General features: G+C 62.3%; 27 protein-coding genes and 1 pseudogene. 16 read left to right on the plus strand and 12 right to left on the minus strand.

The window, feature by feature from the left end:
* Positions 1-50 precede the first annotated feature (50 nt).
* The 5 genes from YH62_RS09370 to YH62_RS09390 all read right to left on the minus strand — a co-directional run bounded on the left by YH62_RS09370 (position 51) and on the right by YH62_RS09390 (position 4,123).
* Complete coding sequence (locus tag YH62_RS09370) at positions 51-1,064, minus strand: adenosine deaminase (protein ID WP_046793936.1); 1,014 nt, start codon at positions 1,062-1,064, stop codon at positions 51-53.
* Positions 1,061-2,281, minus strand: a complete 1,221-nt coding sequence (locus YH62_RS09375; RefSeq protein ID WP_046793937.1) for a phosphopentomutase — start codon at positions 2,279-2,281, stop codon at positions 1,061-1,063. The genes YH62_RS09370 and YH62_RS09375 overlap by 4 nt, the downstream gene beginning before the upstream one ends.
* A 105-nt stretch (positions 2,282-2,386) precedes the next feature.
* On the minus strand, positions 2,387-2,932 hold the full coding sequence (locus YH62_RS09380) for a TadE/TadG family type IV pilus assembly protein (protein WP_046794312.1): 546 nt from the start codon (positions 2,930-2,932) through the stop codon (positions 2,387-2,389).
* A gap of 41 nt (positions 2,933-2,973) precedes the next feature.
* On the minus strand, positions 2,974-3,606 hold the full coding sequence (locus YH62_RS09385) for a TadE/TadG family type IV pilus assembly protein (protein WP_046793938.1): 633 nt from the start codon (positions 3,604-3,606) through the stop codon (positions 2,974-2,976).
* A 109-nt stretch (positions 3,607-3,715) separates the two neighbouring features.
* Positions 3,716-4,123: a pilus assembly protein N-terminal domain-containing protein gene (locus YH62_RS09390; RefSeq protein WP_046793939.1), complete on the minus strand. Its 408-nt coding sequence runs from the start codon at positions 4,121-4,123 to the stop codon at positions 3,716-3,718.
* Positions 4,124-4,522: 399 nt separating this feature from the next.
* Between YH62_RS09390 and YH62_RS09395 the strand changes: the two genes are divergently transcribed.
* The 9 genes from YH62_RS09395 to YH62_RS09435 all read left to right on the plus strand — a co-directional run bounded on the left by YH62_RS09395 (position 4,523) and on the right by YH62_RS09435 (position 13,372).
* Positions 4,523-4,717 carry a Flp family type IVb pilin gene (locus YH62_RS09395; protein ID WP_046793940.1) on the plus strand — a complete coding sequence of 65 codons (195 nt, stop codon included), beginning with the start codon at positions 4,523-4,525 and terminating at the stop codon, positions 4,715-4,717.
* Positions 4,718-4,815: 98 nt separating this feature from the next.
* On the plus strand, positions 4,816-5,322 hold the full coding sequence (locus tag YH62_RS09400; protein WP_046793941.1) for a prepilin peptidase: 507 nt from the start codon (positions 4,816-4,818) through the stop codon (positions 5,320-5,322).
* 119 nt (positions 5,323-5,441) lie between these two features.
* Positions 5,442-6,251 carry a Flp pilus assembly protein CpaB gene (gene cpaB, locus YH62_RS09405; RefSeq protein WP_046793942.1) on the plus strand — a complete coding sequence of 270 codons (810 nt, stop codon included), beginning with the start codon at positions 5,442-5,444 and terminating at the stop codon, positions 6,249-6,251.
* 59 nt (positions 6,252-6,310) lie between these two features.
* Positions 6,311-7,831 (plus strand): type II and III secretion system protein family protein, encoded by a 1,521-nt coding sequence (locus tag YH62_RS09410; RefSeq protein WP_082118322.1) that lies wholly within the window; start codon positions 6,311-6,313, stop codon positions 7,829-7,831.
* 19 nt (positions 7,832-7,850) lie between these two features.
* Entirely contained in the window at positions 7,851-8,507 is a 657-nt protein-coding gene (locus tag YH62_RS09415) for a CpaD family pilus assembly protein (RefSeq protein WP_245282071.1), read from the plus strand.
* A gap of 24 nt (positions 8,508-8,531) precedes the next feature.
* The gene (locus YH62_RS09420; protein ID WP_046793944.1) at positions 8,532-9,821 is read left to right on the plus strand and encodes a hypothetical protein; all 1,290 of its coding nucleotides are present in this window, start codon (positions 8,532-8,534) and stop codon (positions 9,819-9,821) included.
* Positions 9,822-9,854: 33 nt separating this feature from the next.
* Complete coding sequence (locus YH62_RS09425) at positions 9,855-11,354, plus strand: CpaF family protein (protein ID WP_046793945.1); 1,500 nt, start codon at positions 9,855-9,857, stop codon at positions 11,352-11,354.
* Between the two features lie 13 nt (positions 11,355-11,367).
* A complete protein-coding gene (locus tag YH62_RS09430) occupies positions 11,368-12,381 on the plus strand; it encodes a type II secretion system F family protein (protein ID WP_046793946.1) in 1,014 nt (337 codons plus the stop codon).
* Between the two features lie 10 nt (positions 12,382-12,391).
* A complete protein-coding gene (locus tag YH62_RS09435; protein WP_046793947.1) occupies positions 12,392-13,372 on the plus strand; it encodes a type II secretion system F family protein in 981 nt (326 codons plus the stop codon).
* Between the two features lie 13 nt (positions 13,373-13,385).
* On the opposite strand, the gene YH62_RS09440 is transcribed toward YH62_RS09435, so the two are convergent.
* Positions 13,386-13,943, minus strand: coding sequence for a dual specificity protein phosphatase family protein (locus YH62_RS09440; RefSeq protein ID WP_046794314.1), 558 nt, complete (start codon positions 13,941-13,943; stop codon positions 13,386-13,388).
* A gap of 45 nt (positions 13,944-13,988) precedes the next feature.
* Positions 13,989-14,858, minus strand: coding sequence for a tetratricopeptide repeat protein (locus YH62_RS09445; RefSeq protein WP_046793948.1), 870 nt, complete (start codon positions 14,856-14,858; stop codon positions 13,989-13,991).
* A 150-nt stretch (positions 14,859-15,008) separates the two neighbouring features.
* Here YH62_RS09445 and YH62_RS09450 point away from each other — a divergent pair, with 150 nt between their 5' ends.
* The 7 genes and pseudogenes from YH62_RS09450 (at position 15,009) to YH62_RS09480 (ending at position 22,875) form a co-directional block, all read left to right on the plus strand.
* A complete protein-coding gene (locus tag YH62_RS09450) occupies positions 15,009-16,400 on the plus strand; it encodes a leucyl aminopeptidase family protein (RefSeq protein ID WP_046793949.1) in 1,392 nt (463 codons plus the stop codon).
* Positions 16,401-16,531: 131 nt separating this feature from the next.
* Positions 16,532-16,657 (plus strand): annotated as a pseudogene (locus YH62_RS30455) (MarR family transcriptional regulator); the annotation flags it as partial.
* A 6-nt stretch (positions 16,658-16,663) separates the two neighbouring features.
* Positions 16,664-17,515, plus strand: coding sequence for an NlpC/P60 family protein (locus YH62_RS09460; protein WP_046793950.1), 852 nt, complete (start codon positions 16,664-16,666; stop codon positions 17,513-17,515).
* 94 nt (positions 17,516-17,609) lie between these two features.
* On the plus strand, positions 17,610-17,969 hold the full coding sequence (locus YH62_RS09465) for a hypothetical protein (RefSeq protein ID WP_046793951.1): 360 nt from the start codon (positions 17,610-17,612) through the stop codon (positions 17,967-17,969).
* 145 nt (positions 17,970-18,114) lie between these two features.
* On the plus strand, positions 18,115-19,263 hold the full coding sequence (locus YH62_RS09470) for an isovaleryl-CoA dehydrogenase (RefSeq protein ID WP_046793952.1): 1,149 nt from the start codon (positions 18,115-18,117) through the stop codon (positions 19,261-19,263).
* On the plus strand, positions 19,263-20,870 hold the full coding sequence (locus YH62_RS09475) for a carboxyl transferase domain-containing protein (RefSeq protein WP_046793953.1): 1,608 nt from the start codon (positions 19,263-19,265) through the stop codon (positions 20,868-20,870). The genes YH62_RS09470 and YH62_RS09475 overlap by 1 nt, the downstream gene beginning before the upstream one ends.
* A gap of 10 nt (positions 20,871-20,880) precedes the next feature.
* The gene (locus tag YH62_RS09480) at positions 20,881-22,875 is read left to right on the plus strand and encodes an acetyl/propionyl/methylcrotonyl-CoA carboxylase subunit alpha (RefSeq protein ID WP_046793954.1); all 1,995 of its coding nucleotides are present in this window, start codon (positions 20,881-20,883) and stop codon (positions 22,873-22,875) included.
* Here the strand turns inward: YH62_RS09480 and YH62_RS09485 are convergent, their stop codons facing one another.
* The 5 genes from YH62_RS09485 to YH62_RS09505 form a co-directional block, all read right to left on the minus strand.
* Positions 22,876-23,199, minus strand: coding sequence for a hypothetical protein (locus YH62_RS09485; protein ID WP_046793955.1), 324 nt, complete (start codon positions 23,197-23,199; stop codon positions 22,876-22,878).
* A 15-nt stretch (positions 23,200-23,214) separates the two neighbouring features.
* Entirely contained in the window at positions 23,215-24,120 is a 906-nt protein-coding gene (locus YH62_RS09490; protein ID WP_082118323.1) for a 2-hydroxyacid dehydrogenase, read from the minus strand.
* 69 nt (positions 24,121-24,189) lie between these two features.
* The gene (locus YH62_RS09495; RefSeq protein WP_046793957.1) at positions 24,190-24,903 is read right to left on the minus strand and encodes an amino acid ABC transporter ATP-binding protein; all 714 of its coding nucleotides are present in this window, start codon (positions 24,901-24,903) and stop codon (positions 24,190-24,192) included.
* Between the two features lie 105 nt (positions 24,904-25,008).
* On the minus strand, positions 25,009-25,812 hold the full coding sequence (locus YH62_RS09500) for a transporter substrate-binding domain-containing protein (RefSeq protein ID WP_046793958.1): 804 nt from the start codon (positions 25,810-25,812) through the stop codon (positions 25,009-25,011).
* A gap of 50 nt (positions 25,813-25,862) precedes the next feature.
* The gene (locus tag YH62_RS09505) at positions 25,863-26,522 is read right to left on the minus strand and encodes an amino acid ABC transporter permease (RefSeq protein ID WP_046793959.1); all 660 of its coding nucleotides are present in this window, start codon (positions 26,520-26,522) and stop codon (positions 25,863-25,865) included.
* Positions 26,523-26,529: the final 7 nt, after the last annotated feature.

Here is a 26,529-nt window from a genome sequence, read left to right on the forward strand (position 1 = left end):
CCCTTTCCGTTTCTTTTCTCTTTTCCTGAAATGGCCGCGAACGCAAGCCATCAGGCGCGGTGGACTGCTTCATCCCCAGCATCCGCGGCCTCGCCGTCGAGGCGAGCGAGCAATTTTGCCCGCGTGTCCTCGTCCAGGAAAGCCGCTTCCACCGCCGTGCGCGTCATTGCATCGATCTCGGCGTCGGAAAAGCCCATTTCCTTCGATGCGATCTCGTATTCCCTTGCGAGCGAGGTGTGGAAGAAGGGCGGATCGTCCGAATTCAGGCAGACGCGCACGCCCGCTGCCTTCAGCCGCTTCAGCGGGTGACTAGCGAAATCCGGGAAGACCTTGAGGGCGATGTTGGAGCCCGGGCAGACTTCCAGCACGGTGCCGAGTTCGGCAAGCCGCTCCACGAGCGCCGGATCCTCGATCGCGCGAACCCCGTGGCCGATCCGTGACGGCCTCACGAGGTCGAGCGCGTCGGAGACGCTGAAGGCGCCGCAGACCTCGCCGGCATGGATGGTGAGCCCGAGCCCGGCCTCGCGGGCGATGTCGAAGGCGCGGGCATAATCCGCGACCCTCCCCATGCGCTCTTCGCCGGCCATGTTGAACCCCGTGACCAGCGGGTTCTTCGCCCGCGCGGCATATTCGGCCGCGGAGATGACCCGGTCCGGCCCGAAATGCCGTTCTCCGGTAACGATGATGCGCGCCTCTATGCCGGTCTTTTCGCGGGCGGTATGGATGCCCGCCGAAATGCCGGCGATATAGGCGTCCGCTCCAAGCCCGATGCGGTCGCCGTGGTCCGGTGAGACGATGACCTCGCTATAGATCGTGTTCGCCGCGGCGAGTTCACAAAGATAGGTCTCCGTCAGCAGCGCATAGTCTTCGTCCGTCTTGAACAGGGAGGCAACCTTGTCGTAGCAGGCGAGGAATTCGGCAAAATCCGACCAGACATAGGCGCCGCCGCGCAGGAAGCTGCCAGTATCGACGCCGTATTTTCTCGCCTGGGCCTGCGCCAGCGCCGGTGGCGCCGCCCCTTCTATATGGCAGTGGATTTCGGCTTTCAGCAGGTATGCCGTCAAAGGAAGCTCCATCCATGCGAGCCGGCGGGAATACCGAGATGCGCGGCCACCGTTTCGCCGATATCCGCGTAAGTTGGCCTGACGCCGATCGAACGGGAGCGGATGCCCGGACCGAACGCCATGACCGGCACGCGCTCGCGCGTATGGTCGCTTCCGCGCCAGGTGGGATCGCAGCCGTGATCGGCGGTGAGAATGACTAGGGCGCCGGGCTTCAGCCGACGGGGGATGTCCGGAAGGGCGAGATCGAAGGCTTCCAGCGCCGCGGCATAGCCGGGGACGTCGCGGCGGTGGCCGTAAAGCATGTCGAAATCGACGAAATTGGTGAAGACGAGGTCGCCATCTGCAGCTTCGTCCATGGCGGCGAGCGTGGCCTGCATCAGCGCCGCATTGCCATTCGCCTTGATGACGCGCGAGACGCCCTGGTGGGCGAAGATGTCGCCGATCTTGCCGACCGCATGCACCGTCCGGCCCGCTTCCGTCAGCCGGTCGAGGAGCGTGGGTTCAGGCGGGGGCACTGAGAAATCCCGGCGGTTGCCGGTGCGTTCGAAGGTTTCCGCCGTCTCGCCGAGGAAGGGGCGAGCGATCACCCGGCCGATATTCAGCGGGTCGAGGAGGCGGCGCACCACCAGGCTGAGCTCGAGCAAACGTTCCAGACCGAAATGGGTTTCGTGCGCCGCGATCTGGAAGACGGAGTCGCTGGACGTGTAGCAGATCGGCTTGCCGGTGCGGATATGCTCCTCTCCGAGCCTGGCGATGACTTCGGTGCCGGAGGCATGGCAATTGCCGAGAATGCCCGGAATATCCCCCTCGCGGCAGATCGCTTCAACGAGATCGGGCGGAAAGGCATCGCCCTCGGTTGCGAAATAGCCCCAATCGAACATCACCGGCGTGCCGGCGATCTCCCAATGGCCGGAGGGCGTATCCTTGCCTCGCGACACCTCGTTGGCGGCGCCGTGCAGGCCGAAGATCCGCTCGGGCATCGGCATGCCGGCGGGATAGTTGCCGCTGGCGAGCTTGGCGATCTCGAGAAGCCCGAGGGAGGACATGTTGGGGAGCTTCAGCGGACCGCTTCTGAGGCCCGCCCGGTCGGCAGCCCCCGCAGCGCAGAACTCGGCGATATGGCCGAGCGTATTGGAACCGAGATCACCATAGGCTTCGGCGTCGCCCGCACCGCCGACGCCGAAGGAATCGAGAACGAAGAGAAAGGCGCGCGCCATAGGTCATCCTGGCTTGAAACTGCGGCCGTCATCGGCCGCCATCGATTTTCGACCGGATATATAGTCGGGGAAAGGACTTGGCAAAGGCCAATGTATCGCTGCCTTTCAGCAGTCGGAGCAGGTGATGTCCTTGCCGAGGCGCTGCTGGAAGAAGGATTCGCGCCGGATGGTGATGTTCTCGACGGCACTCGGAAGCAGTCCCGGCATGAACATCAAAAGCTGATGAGGCACGGAAACCTCCGCCCGCACCAGGAACGTCTCGGCACGCCGCATGCCCTCCGGAACGGCGACGGCGGAGCCTGCCGCATAAGGCTTGCCGCCGCTCTGGTCCCAGGACCACAGGACCTTGGCGCTGGCGGAGGAATCGATCGTCACACCGGTGACCTTCATCGTGATGCCGGAGGTTCCATAGGGCACGAAGAGGCCTCTGGCGACGTCGAGCATCGTCTTGAGATAGGGCTTGTTGACCGTTGTCTGCTGGGTCACGAGGTCGGCGATGCTGGTTGCCGCGCGCGACACCCGCTTGGAAACGCTGAAACCGATCGTCAGCTCGAAGACGGTGATGTAGAGCATCAGGAGAAGCGGCGCGACGAGCGCGAATTCCACCGCGCCCATGCCGCGCCGGTCGGCGATGAGCGCTCGCAACCGCATCAGAATCCCGCGACATCCGGCTTCCTTTCGGGTCGGCTCGGTCACAGCGGATAATCCTCGTTCTGGAATGCCGCCGTCCCGACGATCAGGAAATCGGTGGGCATGGACTGCCCTTCCGGCCGGATGGTCGTGATATAGGGCCGCACGAGATCGGTGATGATCTGCCAGCGGTAATAGGCGCGCACCATGTTGATCGATTTCGGCCCGCCGGGGGAATAATGGTTTGCGTTCAAGGCATCGAGGTCGGCGAAGGGCTTGTCGGAGACCCGTGGTATCTCCTTGGGGATATCGGCGAAGGTGGGGAAGCTGCGGACATCGAGATAAAGCTTTTGAGGGGTTTTTATCTCCTCCTCACTGCATCGGATCAGGATCGATATCTCGTCGCAGAAAGCCTCGCGGAATTTGTCCCGGTCCTTGTTGCTGGAGAGGTTGAGCCCGTAGGTGATCTGCCCCATCCTGATCTGGCGCGCCATGTTGTCGACAGCGGTCGAGACCAGTTGCTCCGCCATGAAGGCGATGAAGGTCTCGATGATGGCGAAGACGATCAGGAAATAGGGAATGGCGAGCAGGGCGAACTCGATTGCCGCCGCCCCGTCGCGCGAGCGAACGAGCTGCCGCAACGTGCGCCTGCGCGGTGCGCTATCCTTGCGCGTGATCTCACGGCTCTTGCCCATGATGCTGTACGGAATGCCCCTTTAAACCCCGGCAGCATCCTAGGAAGGGTTTATTGAAATTCCGTTTCCCACCACCCTCGTATTTGAAGGGGTTGGTGACCGGCGAGAATTACGGATTGGCGGCGGCGGCGGTGTTGCTGAATTCCGCGTGCTGCTCGCAATTGGGCGTGCAGGAGAGAATGGAGCGGGCGGTCTGGCGGAAGACGCGCACGGTATTGCCCTCGTCGATCGACACCAGCACGCGTTCGTCGGCGATCGCATTTCCTTCCGCATCGAGGAGCACGAGGTTCGTCGCGCCGAAGCTGCGGCCGGTGAGCACGATGGTGGTCGCATCCGCTACGGTGGCGTCCGCGACATTGGAATTGCCGACGATCACCTTGCTCACGGGACGGTCGAGCTTCAGCACGCGCGCATGGTTCATGAAGACGCGCAGCAGGTCTTCCTCATGGTCCTGGGCCGACACCGTAGCAGCGCCCGCGAGGACGAGAAGTCCGGCCATGAGGCTTTGCAACAGCATAAGGAAGGGCCTTTGATAATGAGCTCGATGCCTCAAGCATGGGCCGGAATGGTGAACGGGTGGTTAAATGCGGCGATCGAACCCGCTTTCCGGTTTGTTAAATATTTCCTCTTGGATATTTTCGAAGTTCATCGATACCTCATCGTCATGTGTGAAGCATGTTAACCAATGGGAATTGAAGGGTTGTTGAGAGTATCGGAGACGACTCCCGTCTGGCAGCATTCAAAGCATTCCCTTTGCCTCCCGTTAACCAATTTCCGAGCCGTGATGGCTTTAAGTTTTCGGTAACGTTCTTTCTTAAGCGGCCGGAAATTGCGCTCCATATAGGTTCCGCTCATCCGAACAACGGCAAACAGTTGGCGGGAAGTGCTGGATAACTATCGGAGTTAGGAGAGTTCCATGTCGAAGATTTTCGCTCGTTTTAAGAAGAATGAGTCGGGTGCGACTGCCATCGAGTATGGCCTGATCGCGGCCCTCATCTCTGTCGCGCTTATTGCTGGTGCTGGTGCTCTTGGTACCAGTCTTAATACTACCTTCGACGGCCTTTCGAAGGAACTTGATAAACATGCACCTGAAGCGCCTGCCGAAGGCTAAGTTTGTTATAAATCAGAAAGCCGCCCATCGGGCGGCTTTCTCTTCTTTACGCAGCTTATATTACGTATACAGCTCGAAAAATAAACGGAGCGAAGAGGATGATTGTCGCAGTGATATTTTTTATCCTGCCGATCGGCCTTGCCCTCGCTGCGCTCACCGACCTCTTCACCATGACCATTCCGAACCGGATCCCTGCGGTTCTGCTGGCGGCCTTCCTTGTTCTTGCACCCTTTTCAGGCCTCGCCTGGCCTGATATCGGCCTGAGCCTTGTCGCCGGTCTCGTCGTCTTTGCTGGCTGCTTCGGTCTCTTCGCGTTCAATGTCATGGGCGGTGGAGATGCGAAGCTTTTGACCGCCGCCGTCGTCTGGTTCGGCTTCAACCATTCCTTGCTCGTTTTTCTCGTTGCGGTCTCATTCATTGGCGGCCTTCTGACCATCGCCATCCTCATCATCCGCTCGCAGTCGAACTCCGTGCTTGCCATGGGCATACCGCTGCCGGCGTCGCTGACGACCGCCAAGAAAATCCCCTATGGCATCGCGATCGCGATCGCTGGGTTCCTCACCTACGACCAGTCGCCGATCTTCCGGCTGGCCACGGGAACTTGAAGTTCAGGCTTAGTTGATCTGAAAAGATTTCGTTAACCACAATTATAAGCCTAGTATTAACTATAATTACACCATTGCGGGACCATTTTGGGGGGAATTGCAGCCCCCGAGAACCGGCCATGAAACCCGCCCGCCTCATCATCCTCACGGTAGCCGTCGTCGCGGCGGGCCTTGCCGGCATTCTGGCAATGAATCTTTCCGGCAAGGAAGTGGTTCAGATGGCCGAAACCGTCATCGAGAAAGAACCCACCGTCAACGTGCTGGTATCGGCCGCCAACCTGCCCGTGGGCAGCCGGCTGAACGATCAAGCGGTCCGCTGGATGGCCTGGCCAGCAGCCGGAGTCGTCGAAGGGTTCATTACCGACAAGGCGCGTCCGAATGCCGTTGCGGAGGTGAATGGCGCCGTGGTCCGTCTGCCGGTCTTCGAAGGCGAGCCGATCCGGCCGGAAAAGATCGCGGATTCATCAAGCCGCATCATGTCGGCGCTTCTACCGGCCGGCAAGCGGGCGGTGGCCACCGAGATCACGGTCGCGACCGGCGCGGGCGGCTTCGTACTGCCGAACGATCGGGTGGATGTCATCATGGTCCGCCGCAATGAGGAGGGCTCCTTTCTCACCGAGAACGTGCTGAACAACGTGCGCGTTCTGGCGATCGATCAGCAGATCCAGGAAAACGAGGATGGCTCCAAGGCCGTGGTGGGCACGACCGCGACACTGGAACTTACCCCTGAGCAGACGCGCGTGATCACCGTCGCCCAGCAGATGGCGGAGCGGCTGACGCTGGCACTGCGCTCGGTCGCGGACGCGCAGGAGGCCGACACGATCGCTGCCGATTACCTGCTCAAGGGCGGCGACGGCAAGGCCGATATCCAGGTCATCAAGTCGGGCTCGATCGTCAGAGGCTCGCAATCGCAGGTGCAGACGCAGTGAACGGAGCGGAACCAGTGAGCAGACCGAAACAGGCAATCTATCGCTCCGCCGCGGCAGGCATGGCCTTCTGCCTTGCCTTTTCCGGTCTTCCGGTCACGCCTTTCTCGGGCAATCTCGCGCCGGCCAGCGCGCTTGCCGAACAGCAGAGCCTCATCCGCATCACCGAGGCGGGCACCGGTATTCGCAAGCGCCTGAAACTCGGGCTGAACAAGGCCCTGGTCGTCGATCTGCCGGCGGATGCCCATGATATCCTGGTGGCCGATCCCTCCATGGCCGATGCCGTGACGCGCACCTCGCGGCGCATCTATCTCTTCGGCAAGTCGGTCGGCCAGACCAACATCTTCATCTTCGGCCCGAATGGAGAGGAGATCGTCAGCCTCGATCTGGAGATCGAGCGCGATATCGCCGGCCTGCAGCAGAACCTGCGGCGCTTCCTGCCGGAGTCCGATATTCAGGTCGAGATCGTTTCCGACAACATCGTGCTGACCGGCACGGTGCGCACGCCGCAGGATGCCGCGCAGGCTGAAAAGCTGGCCACGGCCTTTCTTCGGGGCGGTGAAGCCACCACCCGCGGCACCGTGGCCACCAGCGAAAGCAGCGGCGACGGCGCCGTGGCGATCTACGCGGAAGACCGTCAGCTCTCGCAGATCGTCAATCTCCTGACGATCGAAGGCGAGGACCAGGTGACGCTGAAAGTCACCGTGGCCGAAGTCAGCCGCCAGGTGTTGAAGCAGCTCGGATTCAACGGTTCGATCAGGAGTGGGACCAGCGGCGACGGTGTGTCCTTCGCCAACCCGGCCAATCTCGGCAACATCATGGGATCGGTCGGCCGGATTGCCGGGACGATCGGTTCCGGCTCGATGAATTTCACGAGCTATCTCAATGCCATGGAACAGGCAGGCGTCATGCGGACGCTCGCGGAGCCCAGCCTGACGGCGATCTCCGGCGAGCAGGCGAATTTCTATGTCGGCGGAGACTTCCGCCTGGCCGCCGAGCAGGAAGTCTCGATCGACAAGGACACCAATGTCCCAGTCGTGACCAACAGTTTCGAGACCGTGGAATACGGCATCTCGTTGAACTTCAAGCCTGTCGTCCTGTCAGCCGGCCGCATAGCGCTTCGGATCGATACCAGCGTTTCCGAGCCCACATTCCAGGGCAGCGTGACGACCGGAAATTCTCCGGGTTCCATCCCGGGCAATACTTATCTCGGCATTCGCAAGAGAGAAGCCTCGACTTCGGTCGAGCTGCCGTCCGGCGGCTCCATCGTCATCGCAGGTCTCGTTCAGGATGATATCCGTCAGGCCATGTCCGGCTTTCCGGGCGCATCCAAGATACCGATTTTCGGCACGCTGTTCCGCAGCAAGGACTTCGTGCGCAACGAAACCGAACTGGTGATCATTGCGACGCCCTATCTGGTGCGCCCGGTTGCGCGAAATCAGATCGCCAGGCCGGACGACAACTTCAATCCGGAGAACGATGCGGCGACCTTCTTCCTGAACCGGGTCAACAAGATTTACGGCCGCAAGGAGACCGTCGATGCCGGGCAATACCATGGCGCCGTCGGGTTCATCTACAAATGAGGGGCCGGGGGCCAAGACCATGATGAGACAGATATCCTCCGCCGTCCTCGTCGCGTCTTTGACGCTGCTTGCGGGCTGCGGCTCGCGGGAGCTCACCACGGGCTCGATCCCCGACGACTATCGCACGCGCCATCCCATCACGCTTTCGGAGGCCGAGCACACGCTCGATATCCCCGTTTCCTCCGGTGACTACCGGCTATCCACGGGCATGAAGGACACGATCCGAGGCTTCGCGCAGAATTTCGCGGCCTCGCCCGCCGGCATCATCCAGATACAGATGCCGCATGGCTCCCATAACGCAGGAGCGGCGTCTCATCTGGGCGGCCAGATCCGCAAGGTGCTGACGGAGACCGGTATCCGTCCGGGCCAGATCGTGATGGGCAGCTATCAGGCCTATCCCAACGGTGATGCAGCACCGGTCCGCCTTGCCTATGTGGCGACCAAGGCCATGACGTCGGCGTGCGGAGAATGGCCGGAAGACCTCTCCGATGCCACCTTCGGGAACAGGAACTGGTACAATTTCGGCTGCGCCAGCCAGAACAATCTTGCCGCCCAGGTCGCCAATCCCACCGATCTCATCGCCCCGCGCGGGATGACGCCGATCGATGCTGCACAGCGCACGGCGGTTATCGAAGCTTATCGTAAGGCGCCGAGCGGCGACGGCGGCGATGATTGAGGCCGCGGCACCGGAGACAGACAGATGAGTGCGATCAACTACGAAATCCGCACTGGCGCTGAAGGCGGGCGATACGTGGAAGAGGCAGACCGCCTCGGCGACATCGAAGCGCTTCGCCCGTTGCCGCGCATATCCATTCATGCCTTCTGCGAAAGCGAGGCGATGCTGCGGCTGATGGATCGCATGTCGCGCGATCGCCGCATGGCCAAGGTCAACATGCGGATCACGAGCGGCGCCATCGATGCGGCCGCCAAGATGTTCACCTCCGCGCCGACGCCCAACCTCATCATCCTGGAAACGGATGCCGAACCGAAGAACCTGCTCGGCGAGCTGGCGCCGCTTGCGGAGGTCTGCGATCCCTCCACTCGGGTTATCGTCGTCGGGCGCTATAACGATATCGCACTCTATCGCGAACTGATCCGCAACGGCATTTCCGAATATCTGGTCGGCCCTGTGCAGATGGCCGATCTGCTCGCCTCGGTTTCGGCGATCTTCGTCGACCCGGATGCCGAACCGCTCGGCAAGTCGATAGCCTTTATCGGCGCCAAGGGTGGGGTGGGCGCGTCGACCATCGCGCATAACTGCGCGTTCGGTATTTCCAGCCTGTTTGCCACCGAAACCATTCTTGCCGATCTCGATCTGCCCTTCGGCACGGCCAATATCGATTTCGACCAGGACCCTGCCCAGGGGGTGGCGGAGGCCGTCTTCGCCCCCGAACGCCTGGACGAGGTCTTCCTCGACCGCCTGCTCACCAAATGCTCCGAGCATCTGTCGCTGCTCGCCGCGCCCTCCCTGCTCGATCGCGCCTATGACTACGATCGGTTCGCGTTCCAGCCGGTGATAGACATACTCCAGCGCAGCGCGCCCATGGCGGTGCTCGACATGCCGCACGGCTGGTCGGAATGGACGCGGGCGGTGCTCGCCGATGTCGATGAAGTGGTGATCTGCGCGGCCCCCGATCTCGCCAATCTCCGCAACACCAAGAACATGCTGGATGCCTTGAAGAAGCTCCGGCCGAACGATCGCCCGCCGCATCTGGTGCTGAACCAGATCGGCATGCCGAAACGTCCGGAGATCGCGCCCTCCGACTTTTTCGAGCCGCTGGAGCTGGAGCCGATCGCCATTCTGCCTTTCGACGCGCAGCTTTTCGGAAACGCCGCCAATAGCGGCCGGATGATCGCCGAGATCGACGCGAAATCGCCCGCTGCCGAAACCTTCTCGCAGATCGCCCATGTGGTGACGGGGCGCGTGGCAGCGAAGAAGGCAAAGCGGAGTGGCCTGGGCAAGGTGCTGGCAATGCTCGGGCGAAAGTGATCTCACCTCTCTCGGTGAAGACTGGATAGACCGATGTTTGGAAAACGTGGAACTGACGGATACGGAAAGAGCGGCACCGCCGCTCCTGCGCCGCCGCCTGCTGCGTCGGCTCCGGCATCCTCTTCGGGCAGGTCTGCCGCTCCCGAAATTTTTCCCGAACCTCTGCAGGAGCCGCATGGCCAGCGTCAGGCCGTGATGCCTCCGCCGTTAAGCCCATCCGCGAGTGCCGCGCGCAAGCGTCCGCCACGCAACGAGCAGTATTACGATACGAAAAGCCAGGTCTTTTCCGCGCTGATCGACACGATCGATCTCTCGCAGCTCGCAAAGCTCGACGCCGAAAGCGCGCGCGAGGAAATCCGCGACATCGTCAACGACATCATCACCATCAAGAATTTCGCGATGTCGATCTCCGAGCAGGAGGAACTGCTCGACGATATCTGCAATGACGTTCTGGGTTACGGACCGCTCGAGCCCCTGCTTGCAAGGGATGACATCGCCGATATCATGGTGAACGGCGCGGGCCAGACCTTCATCGAAGTCGGCGGCAAAACGATCGAGTCCGACATCCGCTTTCGCGACAACGCGCAACTGCTCTCCATATGCCAGCGGATCGTCAGCCAGGTCGGCCGCCGGGTGGATGAATCCTCGCCGATCTGTGATGCGCGCCTGCCCGACGGTTCACGCGTCAACGTGATCGCGCCGCCGCTGGCGCTCGATGGACCGGCGCTCACCATCCGCAAGTTCAAGAAGGATAAGCTCACCCTCGAACAGCTCGTGAAGCTCGGCGCCATTACGCCGGAAGGCGCGATCCTGCTGCAGATCATCGGCCGGGTGCGCTGCAATGTCGTGATCTCGGGCGGCACGGGCTCCGGCAAGACGACGCTGCTCAATTGCCTGACACGCTATATCGATACCGACGAACGCGTCATCACCTGCGAAGACACCGCCGAATTGCAGCTTCAGCAGCCGCATGTGGTGCGCCTCGAAACCCGTCCGCCGAACATCGAGGGCGAGGGCGAGATCACCATGCGTGATCTCGTGAGGAACTGCCTGCGCATGCGGCCCGAACGCATCGTCGTCGGCGAGGTGCGCGGACCGGAGGTCTTCGACCTTCTGCAGGCGATGAACACCGGCCACGACGGTTCGATGGGCACGATCCACGCCAACTCGCCGCGCGAATGTTTAAGCCGTATCGAATCGATGATCGCCATGGGCGGTTTCAGCCTGCCGGCCAAGACCGTGCGCGAGATCATCTCCGGCTCCGTCGACGTCATCATCCAGGCGGCACGCCTGCGCGATGGCTCGCGTCGAATCACCCAGGTCACCGAAGTGGTCGGTATGGAAGGCGACGTGATTCTCACCCAGGACCTGATGCGCTACGAGATCCACGGCGAAGACGCCAATGGGCGCCTCATCGGTCAGCACGTGTCCACCGGTATAGCCAAGCCGCATTTCTGGGAACGCGCTCGTTATTACAATGAGGAGCGTCGCCTGGCGTCCGCGCTGGATGCAATGGAAAAGTCCTCTGGCTAGGAGCTAACGGGAGATGTTCGGGCTCGACATGACGGTTCTCGCGATCATCGCACTGGTGGCGGTCTCCGCCAGTGCGATCTGCTATGGGCTGCTCTTTTCCCGTATCGAGGTGGAAAAGAAGACCGATGCGCGCTTGAGCCGCGTCAAGTCCGCCGAGACCGATCTCACCAAGGTGAAAGCGGCGCGCGATCGCGTCCAGGAACTCTCCAAGCGCCGCAAGTCGCTGCAGGATTCTCTCAAGGATCTGGAGAAGAAGCAGGAAGAGAAATCCCGCAAGCTGGGGGAAGGGAGCCTCAAGGCGAAGCTCGGCCAGACAGGCATCACGCTTTCGCTCGGCCGTTTCTATATGCTGAGCGTCTTTCTTGGCCTCGCATTATTCCTGCTGGCGCTATTGGCCGGCATGCCGCTGCTGGGCGCTCTTGGGGCGAGTTTCGCGGCCGCCGCCGGTCTGCCGCGCTGGATGGTGAATTTCCTGATCAAGAAACGGCAGAAGAAATTCCTCGAGGAATTTCCGAACGCCCTCGATGTCATGGTCCGGTCGATCAAATCCGGCCTGCCGCTCCACGACGCGCTCCGTCTGATCGCTTCCGATGGCCAGGAGCCGGTGAAGGGCGAATTCCGACGCGTGGTGGAATCCCAGCAGGTCGGCTTGAGCGTTCCGGAGGCCTGCGCGCGCATGATGCAGACCATGCCTCTGTCCGAAGTCAACTTCTTCTCGCTCGTCATCTCCATCCAGAGCCAGGCCGGCGGCAACCTCTCCGAGGCTCTCGGCAATCTGGCGAAGGTATTGCGCGAGCGCCGCAAGATGAAGGCCAAGGTCAGCGCGCTCTCCATGGAGGCGAAGGCTTCCGCGGTCATCATCGGCGCTCTGCCCTTCATCGTTTCGCTGCTCGTCTATCTCACGTCGCCCGATTACATGATGGTGCTGTTCACCGATCCGCGCGGCCACATCATCCTGTTGTTCTCCGCAATCTGGATGTCCATAGGCATTCTCGTCATGCGCAACATGATCAACTTCGAGATATGAGGGCGCCCGTATGACGAAGGATCTCGCCGCGACATTGACCGATCCGGCAATACTCCTGGCCGTGCTCGTGGCGGTGGCGGTGTTCGCTACGCTCTACACGCTGGCGAGCCCGCTTCTGGAACGGGGCAACCTGGAAAAACGCATGAGGGCGGTTTCCACCGAGCGCGAGCAGATCCGTGCGCGGGAGCGGGCGCGGATGAACGCGGAACAGTCCAGGGCCTCGCTGCGCACCCAGAACAACCGGTCGGCCCGCCAGATCGTGGAGCGCTTCAACCTGCGCCAGGCGCTGGTCGACGAGAACACGGTCAACCGGCTGAGAGCGGCGGGCCTGCGCTCGCAAAACGCGCTCAACATCTTTCTGGCCGCGCGCTTCCTTCTGCCTTTCCTGTTCCTGGCAATGGCGGTGGTCTGGATCTTCGTTCTCGGAAATCTCGAAGGGCGCCCTTTCCCCATTCGCCTGCTGGCGGCGATCGGCTTTGCCTATATCGGCTTCTACCTGCCGAACATCATCGTCACCAACCGGATGAACAAGCGCCAGCTTTCGATCAAGCGCGCCTGGCCGGATGCGCTGGACCTGATGCTGATCTGTGTCGAATCCGGCGTCTCGATGGAGGCGGCCATGCGCCGGGTGGCGGAGGAGATGGCGCATCAATCGCCGGCGCTTGCCGAGGAGATGGTGCTGACGACGGCCGAGCTTTCCTTTCTGCAGGATCGGCGCACGGCGCTCGAAAATCTGGGCAACCGCACCCAACTCGACATCGTGAAAAGCGTCACCCAGGCACTCATTCAGGCGGAGCGTTACGGCACGCCGATCGCCCAGGCGCTCAGGGTGCTGGCGCAGGAAGGGCGAGACGAGCGCATGAACGAGGCGGAAAAGAAGGCCGCCGCCTTGCCGCCTAAACTCACCGTGCCGATGATCCTGTTCTTCCTGCCGGTTCTCGTCGCCGTCATTCTCGGCCCGGCAGGCATCCAGGTCGCCGACCGGTTTTAAGGCCCGTACCCAATCAGCTCGGCAGGCCGAAGATCTTTTCAAGACCTTCCCAGGTCTCGTCCATCGCATAGACGCCGAGGAAGGGCAGGCCGACATGCCCGTATAGGAGCGACAACTGCCATTCGGCGGTCTCTTCGTCCACATTGGCGATCTGCTGGAGATAGATCACGGAAGCAAGTCCTGTGCGATCTGCTCCAGCCTGGCAATGGATGAGGATGGGTTTCGGCGCGTCGCGGAGCAGCGCGATCAGCCTTTCGCTTTGCTCCGTGGTGAGTTCGCGGCGGGCCGACATGCGGAAATCGATGTGCTGGACACCGAGGCGCTGGCTGACGGCAAGTTCGTCGCGATACCAATGCTGCCCGCTCTGGCCACGCAGGTTGATGACGGTCTTGATGCCGTAGTGCCTGATATAGCTATCGAGCTGGGCGGCCGTCGGCTGGGCCGAGCGATAAAGTTCGCCGGCAATGACCTCGTGGAAATTTCCGGTGGTATGCAGGAAGCCGAGATAGCAGCCGATCGAAATCAGGCTTGCGCCGGCCAGCTTTCCCGCCCGCTTGAAGAACCGACGCATGAGCTCCATTCCTTGCAGAGCATGTTGTTCGACGATCTTCTAAGCTCAATTGCGGCGAATTTCGAACGACCCGATACGATCGGCGCTTGATGGCTTCGACTTTTCCTTTTCGGCAAGCTTTGCCCATGAATTCTGCTGGGAGAGCATGCTGCGCAGATAGGTGATATTGGCATCGGCCTGCTGTTGAGAGAGCTCGTGCCGGGCGATCTGCTCGGCTTCGGCGAAGCGGCCCTGCAGCCCCACGACCAGGGCGAGGTTCTGCCGTACCCGGCTGTCGGCAGCCGGCTGCTGTGCGGCCGAGCGCATATAGGTTTCCGCCGTGCGGAGATCTCCGCTCAACACGTAGGACATGCCAAGGTTGGACATCACGCTCGGTTCGTTCGGCTGGGCATCGAGCGCCATGCGGTACTTCTGGCGCGCTTCGTCCGAACGGCCGAGCTGGTCGAGTACCGCACCCTCGGCGGAATAAAGCCGCCAGTCCGGGCGGTCCGGCGTCTGGGCACGGGTGATGGTCGCAAGCGCCTGTTCGAGCTGGCCGGCCGCCGCCTGCGCCTTGCCGTAGGCCGCCAGCACGTCGCGGTCGGCCGGATGCGCGATCGCGACCTGCTGCATCACAGCGAGCGCCTGGGCGTTCTTGCCGGTCATGCGCAGCACATTGGCATAGCGCAGGCCGGTCGCCTTGTCCTTGGGATTGCGATCGTAGGCAGCCCCGATCGCTTTCTCCGTACTGGCAAGCTCGGCGGCATTCATGGTTTCGAACGAGCCGGAGAATTGCGGGATGGAACCGGTCGTCACGTTGTCGGGATGCTGCTTCCTCGTGCTGGAGCAGCCGGCAAGTGCAATCGTCAGCAGGCCGATACAGGCAAGCTCCGCAAGCCGGACCTCGCGGAAGGCGGAATGGACTGAACCGGTCATGACGTGATCCCCGAAACCCCCGGCGCCGAAGCCTGCCGCCGCCGTCGGAAATCTTCGGAGGCATCTGGCGCAATCTTGCCCTCAGCAATAAACTGTTAACCCTAACAGACCGTTAAGCCACTCTTTCCAGATACCTTCCCGAAGGCTTCCATGACCCCCTATCAATATATCGAAAGACCCTCGCCATTCGCCGAAGCGGACAGTGCCGCTCGCACCATCCGCCTTGTCGCGCCCGCAGATATGGAGGAGGGGAAGATCGATCCGACGGTGCTCGCCTGGGTGCGGGCGGCTGGCTTCAAGGCGGAACAGGGCGTGCTTCTGCTCGTTCCCAATGAGGCGGGCGAGGTCGGCGGCGCCTTGTACGGGCTCGGTCCTGATCCTGCCGAAGCGCCCTTCATCGCCGGCAAGCTTTCGAAGCTCCTGCCCGCAGGCGATTGGCACATCGAAGGCGGCAAGCTCCCGGCTGAAAAGCTGGCCCTTGGCTTCGGGCTCGGAAGCTATGGCTTCAACCGCTATCGGTCGGACAAGGCGAAGGAGGTGCGGCTGGTCCTTCCGGAAGGTGTCGACCAGGATGATATCCTCCGCCAGCTTGCCGCGATCTTCCTTGTGCGCGATCTCATCAATACGCCGACCAACGATCTCGGTCCGGATGAGCTGGAGGCAGCGTTGCGCCGGCTTGCGGAGCACTATGGCGCGTCGGTGACCTCGATCGTCGGCGAGGATCTCCTTGCGCAGAATTTTCCGCTCGTTCATGCCGTCGGCCGCGCAAGCGACCGCAAGCCGCGGCTTGTCGAAATGCGCTGGGGCGAGAAGGGTAATCCCCGCGTCACCCTCGTCGGCAAGGGGGTTTGCTTCGATACCGGCGGTCTCGATATCAAGGGGGCCGCCAATATGGCACTGATGAAAAAGGACATGGGCGGCGCGGCCAATGTCCTGGCGCTGGCGTTGATGATCATGGATGCCGGATTGAAGATCGAGTTGCAGGTGCTCGTGCCGATGGTCGAGAACTCCATTTCCGGCAGTGCCTTCCGTCCCGGCGATATCTACAGGAGCCGCAAGGGCATCACGGTGCAGATCGACAACACCGATGCGGAGGGCCGGTTGATCCTGGCCGATGCGCTTGCCTATGCCGACGAAAACGCGCCGGACCTGATGATAGACATGGCGACCTTGACGGGTGCAGCCCGCACGGCGCTTGGGCCCGAACTCGCGCCGTTCTTCACCGATGACGAGGATTTGGCAGGCCGAATTGGCGCCGCCGGCAAGACGGAAGACGATCCGCTTTGGCGGCTGCCCTTGTGGATGGGCTACGACAAGGATCTGCGCTCGCGCGCGGCCGATATCACCAATGCGCCGGGCGGCGGCATGGCGGGCGCGATCACCGCGGCCCTTTTCCTGAAACGCTTCGTCACCGCCACCAAGAGCTGGGCGCATTTCGACGTCTATGGCTGGAATCCGGCGGAAAAACCCCATGCACCCGTGGGCGGCGAGGCCCACGCTATCCGCGCGCTCTATCGCTGCATTCAGGCAATGGTGAAATGATCTGGTAAGGCTTCCCGCATACCCTCCGTGTTTCGATCCGAAGAATTCGGAAATGATCGGCCGGGCGAAATTTCGGAGTAGGTATGCCGGTTGAACTGACGGCGACTGAGGCGCTGGGGCTATGGCATCGGGTGGAGCGGGTGCGCGACGAGCGCGACCGGCGTAATGTGGTGATCAAGAGAACAGTCGCCGGCGCGCTTTACCTGGAGAAGTTGGGCGATCTCATCATGCTCGAAGGCCGCGGCCGGCCACCATGAGGAAACATGACCAAGACACTGGATAGACGCCTTCATGCCTTCCGTCCGGACCTCGCGGACGAGACCCTGCGCGGCAGCATAGAGGCTGCGAACTTCGTGCGCGGCGAGCCGGCCCGTATCGCCGTTCCCGTTACCGCCTTGCGCCCCGCACCGGATCTTGCCCGCGGCATCGATACCGAGCTTCTGCTTGGCGAGACGGTGCGCGTCTTCGATCGCGCCGGCGGCTGGGCCTGGCTGCAGGCCGACGAGGACGGCTACGTGGGCTATCTGCCGGAGACGCATCTGGGCGAACCTGAAGAGCCCACCCACCGCATCGCCGTGCCACGCACCTTCCTCTATCCGGAGCCCGAACTCCGCAAGCCCCCGGTCGCGGCGCTCTCCATGGGAAGTCGTGTGACCGTGACGGGAGAGGCGGAAACCCGCGGCACGCGCTATTTCGTGCTGGCGGACGGCAGCGCCGTGATCGCCGGTCATTGCCTGCCCATCGGCGAAACGCTCGGCGACGACTACGTGTCGGTAGCCAGCAGGTTCATCGAAACGCCCTATCTCTGGGGTGGCCGCTCCGGCTTCGGGCTGGATTGCTCTTCCCTAGTCCAGCTCTCGCTGATGATGGTCGGAAGGCCGGCGCCGCGCGACTCCGATATGCAGGCGGCCTTCGGCACGGCGATTGCCCGCGAGGAATTGCGTCGCGGTGACCTCGTCTTCTGGAAAGGGCATGTCGGCATCATGGAAGATGCCGAAACGCTGCTGCATGCCAATGGCCACACAATGAGCGTCGCCCGCGAGAATTTCGAGGCGGCGGTCAGGCGGATCGGTTGGCTTTACGACATGCCGAACGGTTACCGGCGGATCGTGTGAGCGATCACGCAAATGTGCCGGACAGCTTATGGAAACGGCATCCTGCAGACCGTATCTAGAAATCATCCGCTGATTTGCGGCTGAGGAGTAGACGATGCTGAAAGGTGCCTGGCTGTTGCCCGTCGTGATGCTGATGGCGATCCTGCTGGCGGCGCTTGCGCCGGCGGCATCCTTCGCCGCGGACGACGAGTTCCGCCGGTCCCGCCCGATGGCATTCAAGGACCTGCCGGGCGTCGTGCCGGAGGAGGAGCGTGTCCAGCAACCCTCCTATACCTGCACCACCGATATCGTCGAGGTGCATCGGTGGCGGGGAAGGTACGACATTCTCTATGGCGATACGGCGCCGCGTCGGGTCTATCGTTGCAAGACCGAAGGCGGCCCCACCTATACCGGCACCAATGTGCCGAACACCCAGTGGGTGCCGGGTCTCAACCCGCATCATCTGCCCCGATAAGGAAATCTTTTTTCAAGCGGCGTGTCCGAAAGGACTGGATCTTGCGATCTTGTTCCGGGTCATTGACGAGACCGCGTGGCTGCCCCACAACCTTTCGATAGATAATCTTGGCGCACCGGGAGGAGACGAGGTGTTCCACGCATCCATGAAGTTCGCGCTCGGCGAGGAGGTCGAGGCCGTGCGCGAGACCGTTCACCGCTTCGCGCAGGAGCGGTTGGCCCCGCGTGCCAACGAGATCGACCGCAGCAACGAATTCGCCCGCGATCTCTGGCCGGAACTCGGAAATCTCGGCCTGCTCGGCATCACCGCCGATCCTGAGTTTGGCGGCTCCGGTTTGGGCTATCTCGCCCATGTCATCGCCGTCGAGGAACTGGCCCGCGCGTCGGCCTCCACCTCGCTCAGCTACGGCGCCCATTCCAATCTCTGCGTCAACCAGATCAACCGCAACGGCAATGCGCAGCAGAAGGCGCGATACCTGCCGAAGCTTTGCTCGGGCGAGCATGTCGGTGCGCTGGCCATGTCGGAGCCCGGAGCGGGGTCCGATGTGGTCTCCATGAAGTTGAAGGCGGAGAAACGCGACGATACCTATGTGCTGAACGGCAGCAAGATGTGGATCACCAACGGGCCGGACGCAGACGTACTGGTCGTCTACGCAAAGACGGACCCGGCTGCCGGCCCGAAAGGCATCACGGCCTTCCTGATCGAGAAGGGCTTCAAGGGCTTCTCGACCGCCCAGAAGCTGGACAAGCTCGGTATGCGCGGTTCCAACACCTGCGAACTGGTCTTTCACGATTGCGAAGTGCCGGCCGAAAACGTCATGGGTGCCGAAGGCGGTGGCGTGAAGGTCCTCATGTCGGGGTTGGATTATGAGCGCGTGGTTCTCGCCGGCATCGGCATCGGCATCATGCACGCCTGCCTCGACGTGGTGATGCCCTATGTGCATGAGCGTAAGCAGTTCGGGCAAGCGATCGGCGAATTCCAGCTCATCCAGGCGAAAGTGGCCGATATGTACACGGCGATGAACTCTGCCCGAGCCTATGTCTATGCGGTTGCCGGCGCCTGTGACCGGGGTGAGGTGACCCGGCAGGATGCCGCTGCCTGCTGCCTCTATTCTTCCGAACAGGCCACCCAGCAGGCATTGCAGGCGATCCAGGTGCTCGGCGGCAACGGTTACATCAACGACAATCCCACCGGCCGGCTGCTGCGTGACGCCAAGCTGATGGAAATCGGCGCCGGCACCTCCGAAATCCGCCGCATGCTGATCGGCCGCGAGCTTTTCAGGGAGACGGCCTGATGGCTGTCATCCGGTCTCAGGTCAATCTCAGAAGCGAGGCGGCGCAAGCGAACCGCGCCGCGATGCAGGCAAAACTCGCGGGGGTGGAAGCGGCCGTCGCATTGGCTGAAGCCGGCGGGGGCGAGGAAGCAAGGGCGCGGCATGTGGGCCGTGGCAAGCTCCTGCCGCGAGATCGTATTGGCCGGCTCCTGGATCACGGCTCGCCTTTTCTGGAAATCGGCGCTACGGCGGCGCATGGGCTTTACGGTGGCGCAAGCCCCTCGGCCGGCATCGTCACAGGCATCGGCAGGATAGAGGGCCGCGAGGTGATGATCGTCGCCAATGATGCGACCGTCAAAGGCGGCACCTATTACCCGATGACGGTGAAGAAGCATCTGCGCGCCCAAGAGATCGCGGAGGAAAACCGGCTGCCTTGCGTCTACCTCGTCGATTCCGGTGGCGCCAACCTGCCGAACCAGGACGAAGTGTTTCCCGACCGCGATCATTTCGGCCGCATCTTCTACAACCAGGCGCGCATGTCGGCGAAAGGCATTGCGCAGATCGCCGCTGTCATGGGCTCCTGTACTGCAGGCGGTGCCTATGTGCCAGCCATGTCCGATGAGGCGATCATCGTGAAGGATCAAGGCACGATCTTCCTCGCCGGTCCGCCGTTGGTGAAGGCGGCAACAGGCGAGGAGGTGAGCGCCGAAGATCTCGGCGGCGGTGATGTCCACACGCGCCTCTCCGGCGTTGCCGATCATCTCGCCCGCGACGACGCCCACGCGCTCGCATTGGTGCGCCGGGCCGTCGCCGGCCTCAACACCCGCAAGCCGGAAACGGTGGCGCTCGAAACGGCGGAAGAGCCGCTCTACGATCCGGAAGAAATTGCGGCGATCGTGCCGGCTTCGCTGACCACGCCTTATGACATTCGCGAAGTCATCGCTCGCGTGGTGGACGGTTCGCGGTTCGACGAGTTCAAGGCGCGCTACGGAACGACGCTGGTGTGCGGTTTCGCACATGTCTTCGGCATCCCTGTCGGCATCGTCGCCAATAACGGCGTGCTCTTTTCCGAGAGCGCCCAGAAGGGCGCGCATTTCATCGAACTCTGCTCGCAGCGGAAAATTCCGCTTGTCTTCCTGCAGAACATCACCGGTTTCATGGTCGGAAGGCGGTACGAGGCGGAGGGCATCGCCAAGCACGGGGCGAAGCTGGTGACCGCCGTGGCGACGACTTCCGTGCCGAAGATCACGATTCTCGTCGGCGGTTCCTTCGGCGCCGGCAATTACGGCATGGCGGGGCGGGCCTATTCGCCGCGCTTTCTCTGGACCTGGCCGAACAGCCGCATCTCGGTCATGGGAGGGCTACAAGCGGCCGGTGTGTTGGCCGCAGTGAGGCGGGACGCGGTTCATCGCAGCGGTAAGGTCTGGAGTGCTGAAGAGGAGAAAGCCTTCAGGCGGCCGATTCTCGAACAATTCGAGGAACAAAGCCACCCGCTTTATGCTTCAGCCCGGCTTTGGGACGACGGCATAATTCATCCGGCGAAAACGCGTCAAATTCTCGCTTTGAGCTTATCGGCGGCACTCAATGCGCCAATCGAAGATACGCGCTTCGGCGTGTTCCGGATGTAGAGGCCTGAAGATGCTGAAAAAGGTCCTCATAGCCAATCGCGGTGAAATTGCCTGCCGCATCATCCGCACTTGCCGCAGGCTGGGCGTCGCGACGGTTGCGGTCTATTCCGATGCCGATCGCGACGCGCTGCATGTGGAGCTTGCCGACGAGGCTGTGCATATCGGGCCGTCACCTGCCGCCGAAAGCTATCTACGGAGCGAGAAGATCATCGAAGCCGCGCTCAAGACCGGTGCCGATGCAATCCATCCCGGCTATGGCTTCCTCTCGGAAAATCCTGGCTTTGCCGAAGCGGTCGCTGCCGCCGGCCTTCGCTTCATCGGACCGCCGGCAGAAGCCATCCGCGCCATGGGCCTGAAGGACGCCGCCAAGGCATTGATGGAAGAGGCGGGCGTGCCTGTCGTGCCCGGCTATCACGGCATCGAGCAGGACGCGGATTTCCTCGCGAGCGAGGCGGAGCGTATCGGTTTCCCGGTGCTGATAAAGGCGCGCGCCGGCGGCGGCGGCAAGGGCATGCGGCGTGTGGAAAGCGCAGCCGCCTTCAAGGAGGCTTTAGCCTCCGCTCAACGTGAAGCCCTGGCTGCCTTCGGCGATGCCTCCTGCCTTGTCGAGAAATACATCACCCATCCACGCCATATCGAAATCCAGGTCTTCGGCGACGACCACGGCAATGTCGTGCATCTTTTCGAACGAGACTGCTCAGCCCAGCGCCGCCACCAGAAAGTCATCGAGGAGGCGCCGGCACCCGGCATGCCGGAGGAGATGCGCCACGCCATGGGCGAGGCTGCGGTGAGGGCCGCCGAGGCGATCGATTATTCCGGCGCCGGCACGATCGAATTCATCGCGGACGCCTCCGAAGGCCTGAAAGCCGATCGCTTCTGGTTCATGGAAATGAACACGCGCCTGCAGGTCGAGCATCCGGTGACGGAGGCGGTCACCGGCATCGATCTGGTCGAATGGCAGCTTCGGGTGGCGTCCGGCGAGCCGCTGCCGAAGGGGCAGGAGGAGCTTTCGATCGACGGCTGGGCCTTCGAGGCGCGGCTTTACGCAGAAGATGCGGAGCGTGGTTTCCTGCCCGCGACCGGCACACTTTCCCATCTTGCGCTGCCGGGAGGCGTGGCGCGCGTCGACAGCGGCGTGCGGGCTGGCGACCATATCTCGCCTTTCTATGATCCGATGATTGCCAAGGTCATCACCCACGGGTCGGATCGCGCCACCGCTCTCTCACGGCTCTCCACGGCCTTGGAAGAGGTTCGTGCCACCGGCCTCACGACCAATGCCGCATTCCTTTGCCGGCTAACAAAGCAGGCGGATTTCGTTGCTGGCAATCCGGATACCGGCCTTATCGACCGCCATTTGACAGAGCTGACGATGGCGCGGGAGGCTTCACCTGAGATCATCGCTCTCGCGGCCCTTGAGCTTTCCGGCGTGCTGGAGTCGAAAATCCCGAAAGACCCCTGGACCGCTCTGTCCGGCTTTCGCCTGTGGTCGGAAGCTTCCGATTTCGTCGAGCTGGAACATCGCGGCCGGCATGTGCCGGTATCGTTTCACTCGAAGGGGCAGGGCTCGTACCGGTTCACTGTCGAAGGTCGCGATATCGAGCTGCGCCTTTCCGGCTCAAAATGGGCCTACGATCTGGAGTTCGACGGTCGCAGGCACCCCGCGGAGGTCATTCGGGACGGTAACGGGGTGACGGTCTTCCAGAATGGTGAAAGCTGGCACTTCGGGCTCATCGATCCCCTTGCCGCCGAAGACGAGGCGGCGGCCGGTGGAGACCGCATCCTCGCGCCGATGCCGGGCCTCGTGAAACTCCTGCGCGCCGTACCGGGCGCGGCCGTCTCCCGTGGGGAGACGCTGGCTGTCATGGAGGCGATGAAAATGGAGCTTTCGCTTTCTGCCCCCAGAGACGGAACGATCGCCGAGGTTCTCATTGCCGAAGGCGAGCAGGTGCTCGAAGGCGCCGTGCTGCTGACGCTGGAGGCGGCCTCTCCCCCGCCTCTCGCTTGATCAGCCGTGGGCGAGATCGAAGACGTGATGGTGGATGCGGCCCTCGAACATTTCGAGCAGACCCTTGGTCATCTCGCGGCTCTCGTAACGCACCGGTGATTCCAGCGCGGCTGCCAGCGCCTCCCGGCTTTCGTACATGGTGGAAAGCACCATCGGATAAGATGGCGCGCCTTCGTCGCGCTCGACGGCATAGAGAACGCGTACTTCCTTGACGCCCGGAAAGGCGAGCCACATGGGCATCAGCTTCTCGGCCACATAGGATTTGAAGTCCGCCTCGCGGCCGGCATGGATCGTGCCCTCGAAGAGAGCCTGACGGATGATCATGGAACTGCTTTCGGTTCAGTTGACTGTGGTCGGCGGCTTTTCACCGGCGAAATGGGCGGCGATATTGGCCAGCACCATCTCACCCATGGCGATGCGGGTTTCGACCGTGGCGCTGCCCTGATGCGGCATTAAAACCGTGTTCGGAGCGGTGAAGAATTCCTGCCGGATGTTCGGCTCGTTGACGAAGACGTCGAGGCCGGCGGCCGCAATCGTTCCCTCATTCAATGCGGCAAGCAGCGCGTCCTCGTCGATCACGCTGCCGCGCGCGACGTTGACGATCACCCCCTGTGGCCCAAGTGCCTTCAGCACGTCCGCATTGACGATGTTCTGGGTTGCTCCGTTGGCGGCAATGCAGACGGCCAGCACGTCGCTGTCCTCGGCAAGCTCGAGCGGCGACGCGCAGGATTTCCAGTTCGTGTCGGTGATCGTGGAGCGGTTCCAGTAGCGCACCGACATGCCGAAGGCTTCGGCGCGGCGGGCAAAAGCCTTGCCGATCTGCCCCAGGCCAAGAACGCCGACGCGCTTGCCCTTGGGGCTATTGCCCAGCGGGAATGGTTCCTTGCCCCAGCGGCCTTCGCGCACGAAGTTGTCGCCCTTCACGACATGACGCAGTACGGCCAGCATGAGTGCGACCCCGGTGTCTGCCACATCGTCCGTCAGCACGCCCGGCGTGGTGGTCACGTCGATATTGCGGCTGCGGGCGAACGCCAGATCGACCTTGTCGGTGCCGACGCCGTTGATGGCGATCACGCCGAGTGCCGGCAGCTTCCCGATCCATTCGTTGGAAAGCCCGGTGGCCCCGCCGGTCGCGACCGCGCGAATGGAGCCCGCGGCGGCTTCGATCGTGGGAAACGCGGCAGGGTCATAGAGGCGATGAACCGTATAGGCTTCGTCGAGCCGGTCCTCGATAAGCTTCATCATCGGCTCGACGAGCAGGATATCTGGCTTCATGTGGGCAATTCCGTCTTGGCTGGACTTGGCGGGCAAGGTTCAGGAAATCTGGCCGAGGAAGTTCTTCAGGCGCTCGTTCTTCGGATTGCCGAAGAATTCGTCCGGAGTGTCCATTTCGAGGATTTCGCCGCGATCCATGAAGATCACCCGGTCGGCGACCTGCCGCGCGAAGCCCATTTCGTGGGTGACGCAGAGCATGGTCATCCCCTCCTTGGCGAGATCGATCATGGTATCGAGCACTTCCTTGACCATTTCCGGATCGAGCGCGGAAGTCGGCTCGTCGAAGAGCATGATCTTGGGGCTCATGCAGAGCGCCCGCGCGATCGCCACGCGCTGCTGCTGGCCGCCGGAAAGCTGCGCCGGATATTTCTCGGCCTGCTCGGGAATACGCACCCGCTCCAGGTATTTGCGCGCGGTCTTTTCCGCCTCCGCCCTGGAGATGCCACGCACCTTCATGGGCGCCAGCGTGCAGTTCTCGAGCACCGTCATGTGCGGAAAAAGATTGAACTGCTGGAAGACCATGCCGGTCTCCTGCCGCACGATGTCGATGTTCTTGCCGCCGGCGGTCAGGTCGTGTCCATCGACGACGATGCGGCCCTTCTGGATCGTTTCGAGCTGATTGATGCAGCGGATCAGCGTCGACTTGCCGGAACCGGAAGGTCCGCAGATAACGATGCGTTCGCCGCGGTTGACCGACAGCTCGATATCCTTGAGAGCGTGGAAGGCGCCGTACCACTTATTGACGCCTTCCATGTGTACGGCTGAAGGGGAAGTAGTGTCGGAAGCCCCCCGCACGTCCGCTGTCGATGCGTTTGCGTTAACCTCAGTCATTGCGAGGAACTCCTTCGATCTTGTCTCTTACTGCTTGGCTTCGCTGACGAATTCCGGCAGCGGCGAGCCGAGCCACTTTTCGTGGATCTTGTTCAGTTCGCCGTCGGCCTTCATCTTCTCAATGAACTGGTTGACGGCCGTGAGCAGTTCGGAAGAACCCTTGCGGACGGCGATGCCCTGCACCTGCTGGCTGAGCTCAAGCTTCTGGTCGAAACGGCCTGGAGCGGCCGTCTCGATCTGGGTGGCGACGACGTTCGAGACGCCGATCAGCTCGACCTGGCCGGAAAGCAGGGCCTGGACGGCGCTTGCGTCATCGTCGAAGCGCTGGATTCTGGCATCCTGCGGAGCGATCTTGGTGACCGCGGTATCCTGCGTGGAGGCGCGCGCGACGCCGATCGTCTTGCCGGAGAGGTCTTCGGGCTTGGAAACTTCCACGTCGGTCGCTCCGAAGACACTGATAGAGATGCCGGCATAGGGCTCGGAGAAATCCACGTTCTTGGCGCGCTCTTCCGTGATGCCGAGCGAGGCGACGAGCAGATCCACCTGGTTGCTCTGCAGGTAGGGAATGCGGTTCGGGCCGGTAACCGGCACGATCTGCAGTTCGACGCCGAATTCCTTGGCGAGCAGCTTGGCAACGTCCGCGTCGTAGCCGTCGGGCTCGTTGGAAGTGTTCATGATCCCGAAGGGCGGGAAATCGACCATCATGCCGATCTTCACCGTGCCTGCGGACTTGATGCTCTCGACAGTCTGAGCCGTTGCCGTGGAGGCCATCGCCCCCATCATCAGGCCGGCGCCGATCGCGGCCATAACCATGCGTCTGGAAATGTTCATGTTCCTACCCTTTCTGTTGCGCCGGTTTCCTCCCTCCGGCAGGGATCCCGTCAACGCGCCGTTGCCCGGGAGAATTTCAGTTCCATCCGTCGCGCCAGCACCGAAAGCGGCCAGCAGAGGATGAAGTAGACCGCCGCTACCGTTCCGAAGACGAGGAAGGGGCTGAAGGTTGCGTTGTTGATGATCTGCCCCTGGCGGGTGAGTTCGGTGAAGCCGATGATCGCCGCGAGCGAGGTGCCCTTGATGAGCTGCACCAGGAAGCCGACCGTCGGCGCGACTGCGATACGGGCGGCCTGCGGCAGGATCACGTAGCGCATGCGGTTGAAGTAGCGCAGACCCAGTGCGGTCGCCGCTTCCTTCTGGCCTGGCGGGATCGCCTCGATGCAGCCCCGCCAGATCTCGCCGAGGAAGGCGCTGGCATGCAGCGTCAGCGCGATCGTGGCGGCGATCCACGGATTGATCGCAAAGCCGAAGATGTTCATGCCGAAGAACACGAGGAAAAGCTGCATCAGCAGCGGCGTGCCCTGGAATATGCGGATGAAGCCGGTGGCAAGGAGGCGCGGCAGCTGCAGATCCGAGACGCGCGCAAGCGCGATCACGAGACCTCCGATGCCGCCGCCGATGAAGGCGATCGCCGAGAGCGCGATCGTCCAGCGCGCCGCATAGACGATGATCCAGAATTCAGGCCATCCGAAAGCTCTGATTAGCATGTCTCTA

Origin of the sequence: Rhizobium sp. LC145, assembly GCF_001005825.1 — a bacterium.
Lineage (GTDB): Bacteria > Pseudomonadota > Alphaproteobacteria > Rhizobiales > Rhizobiaceae > Neorhizobium.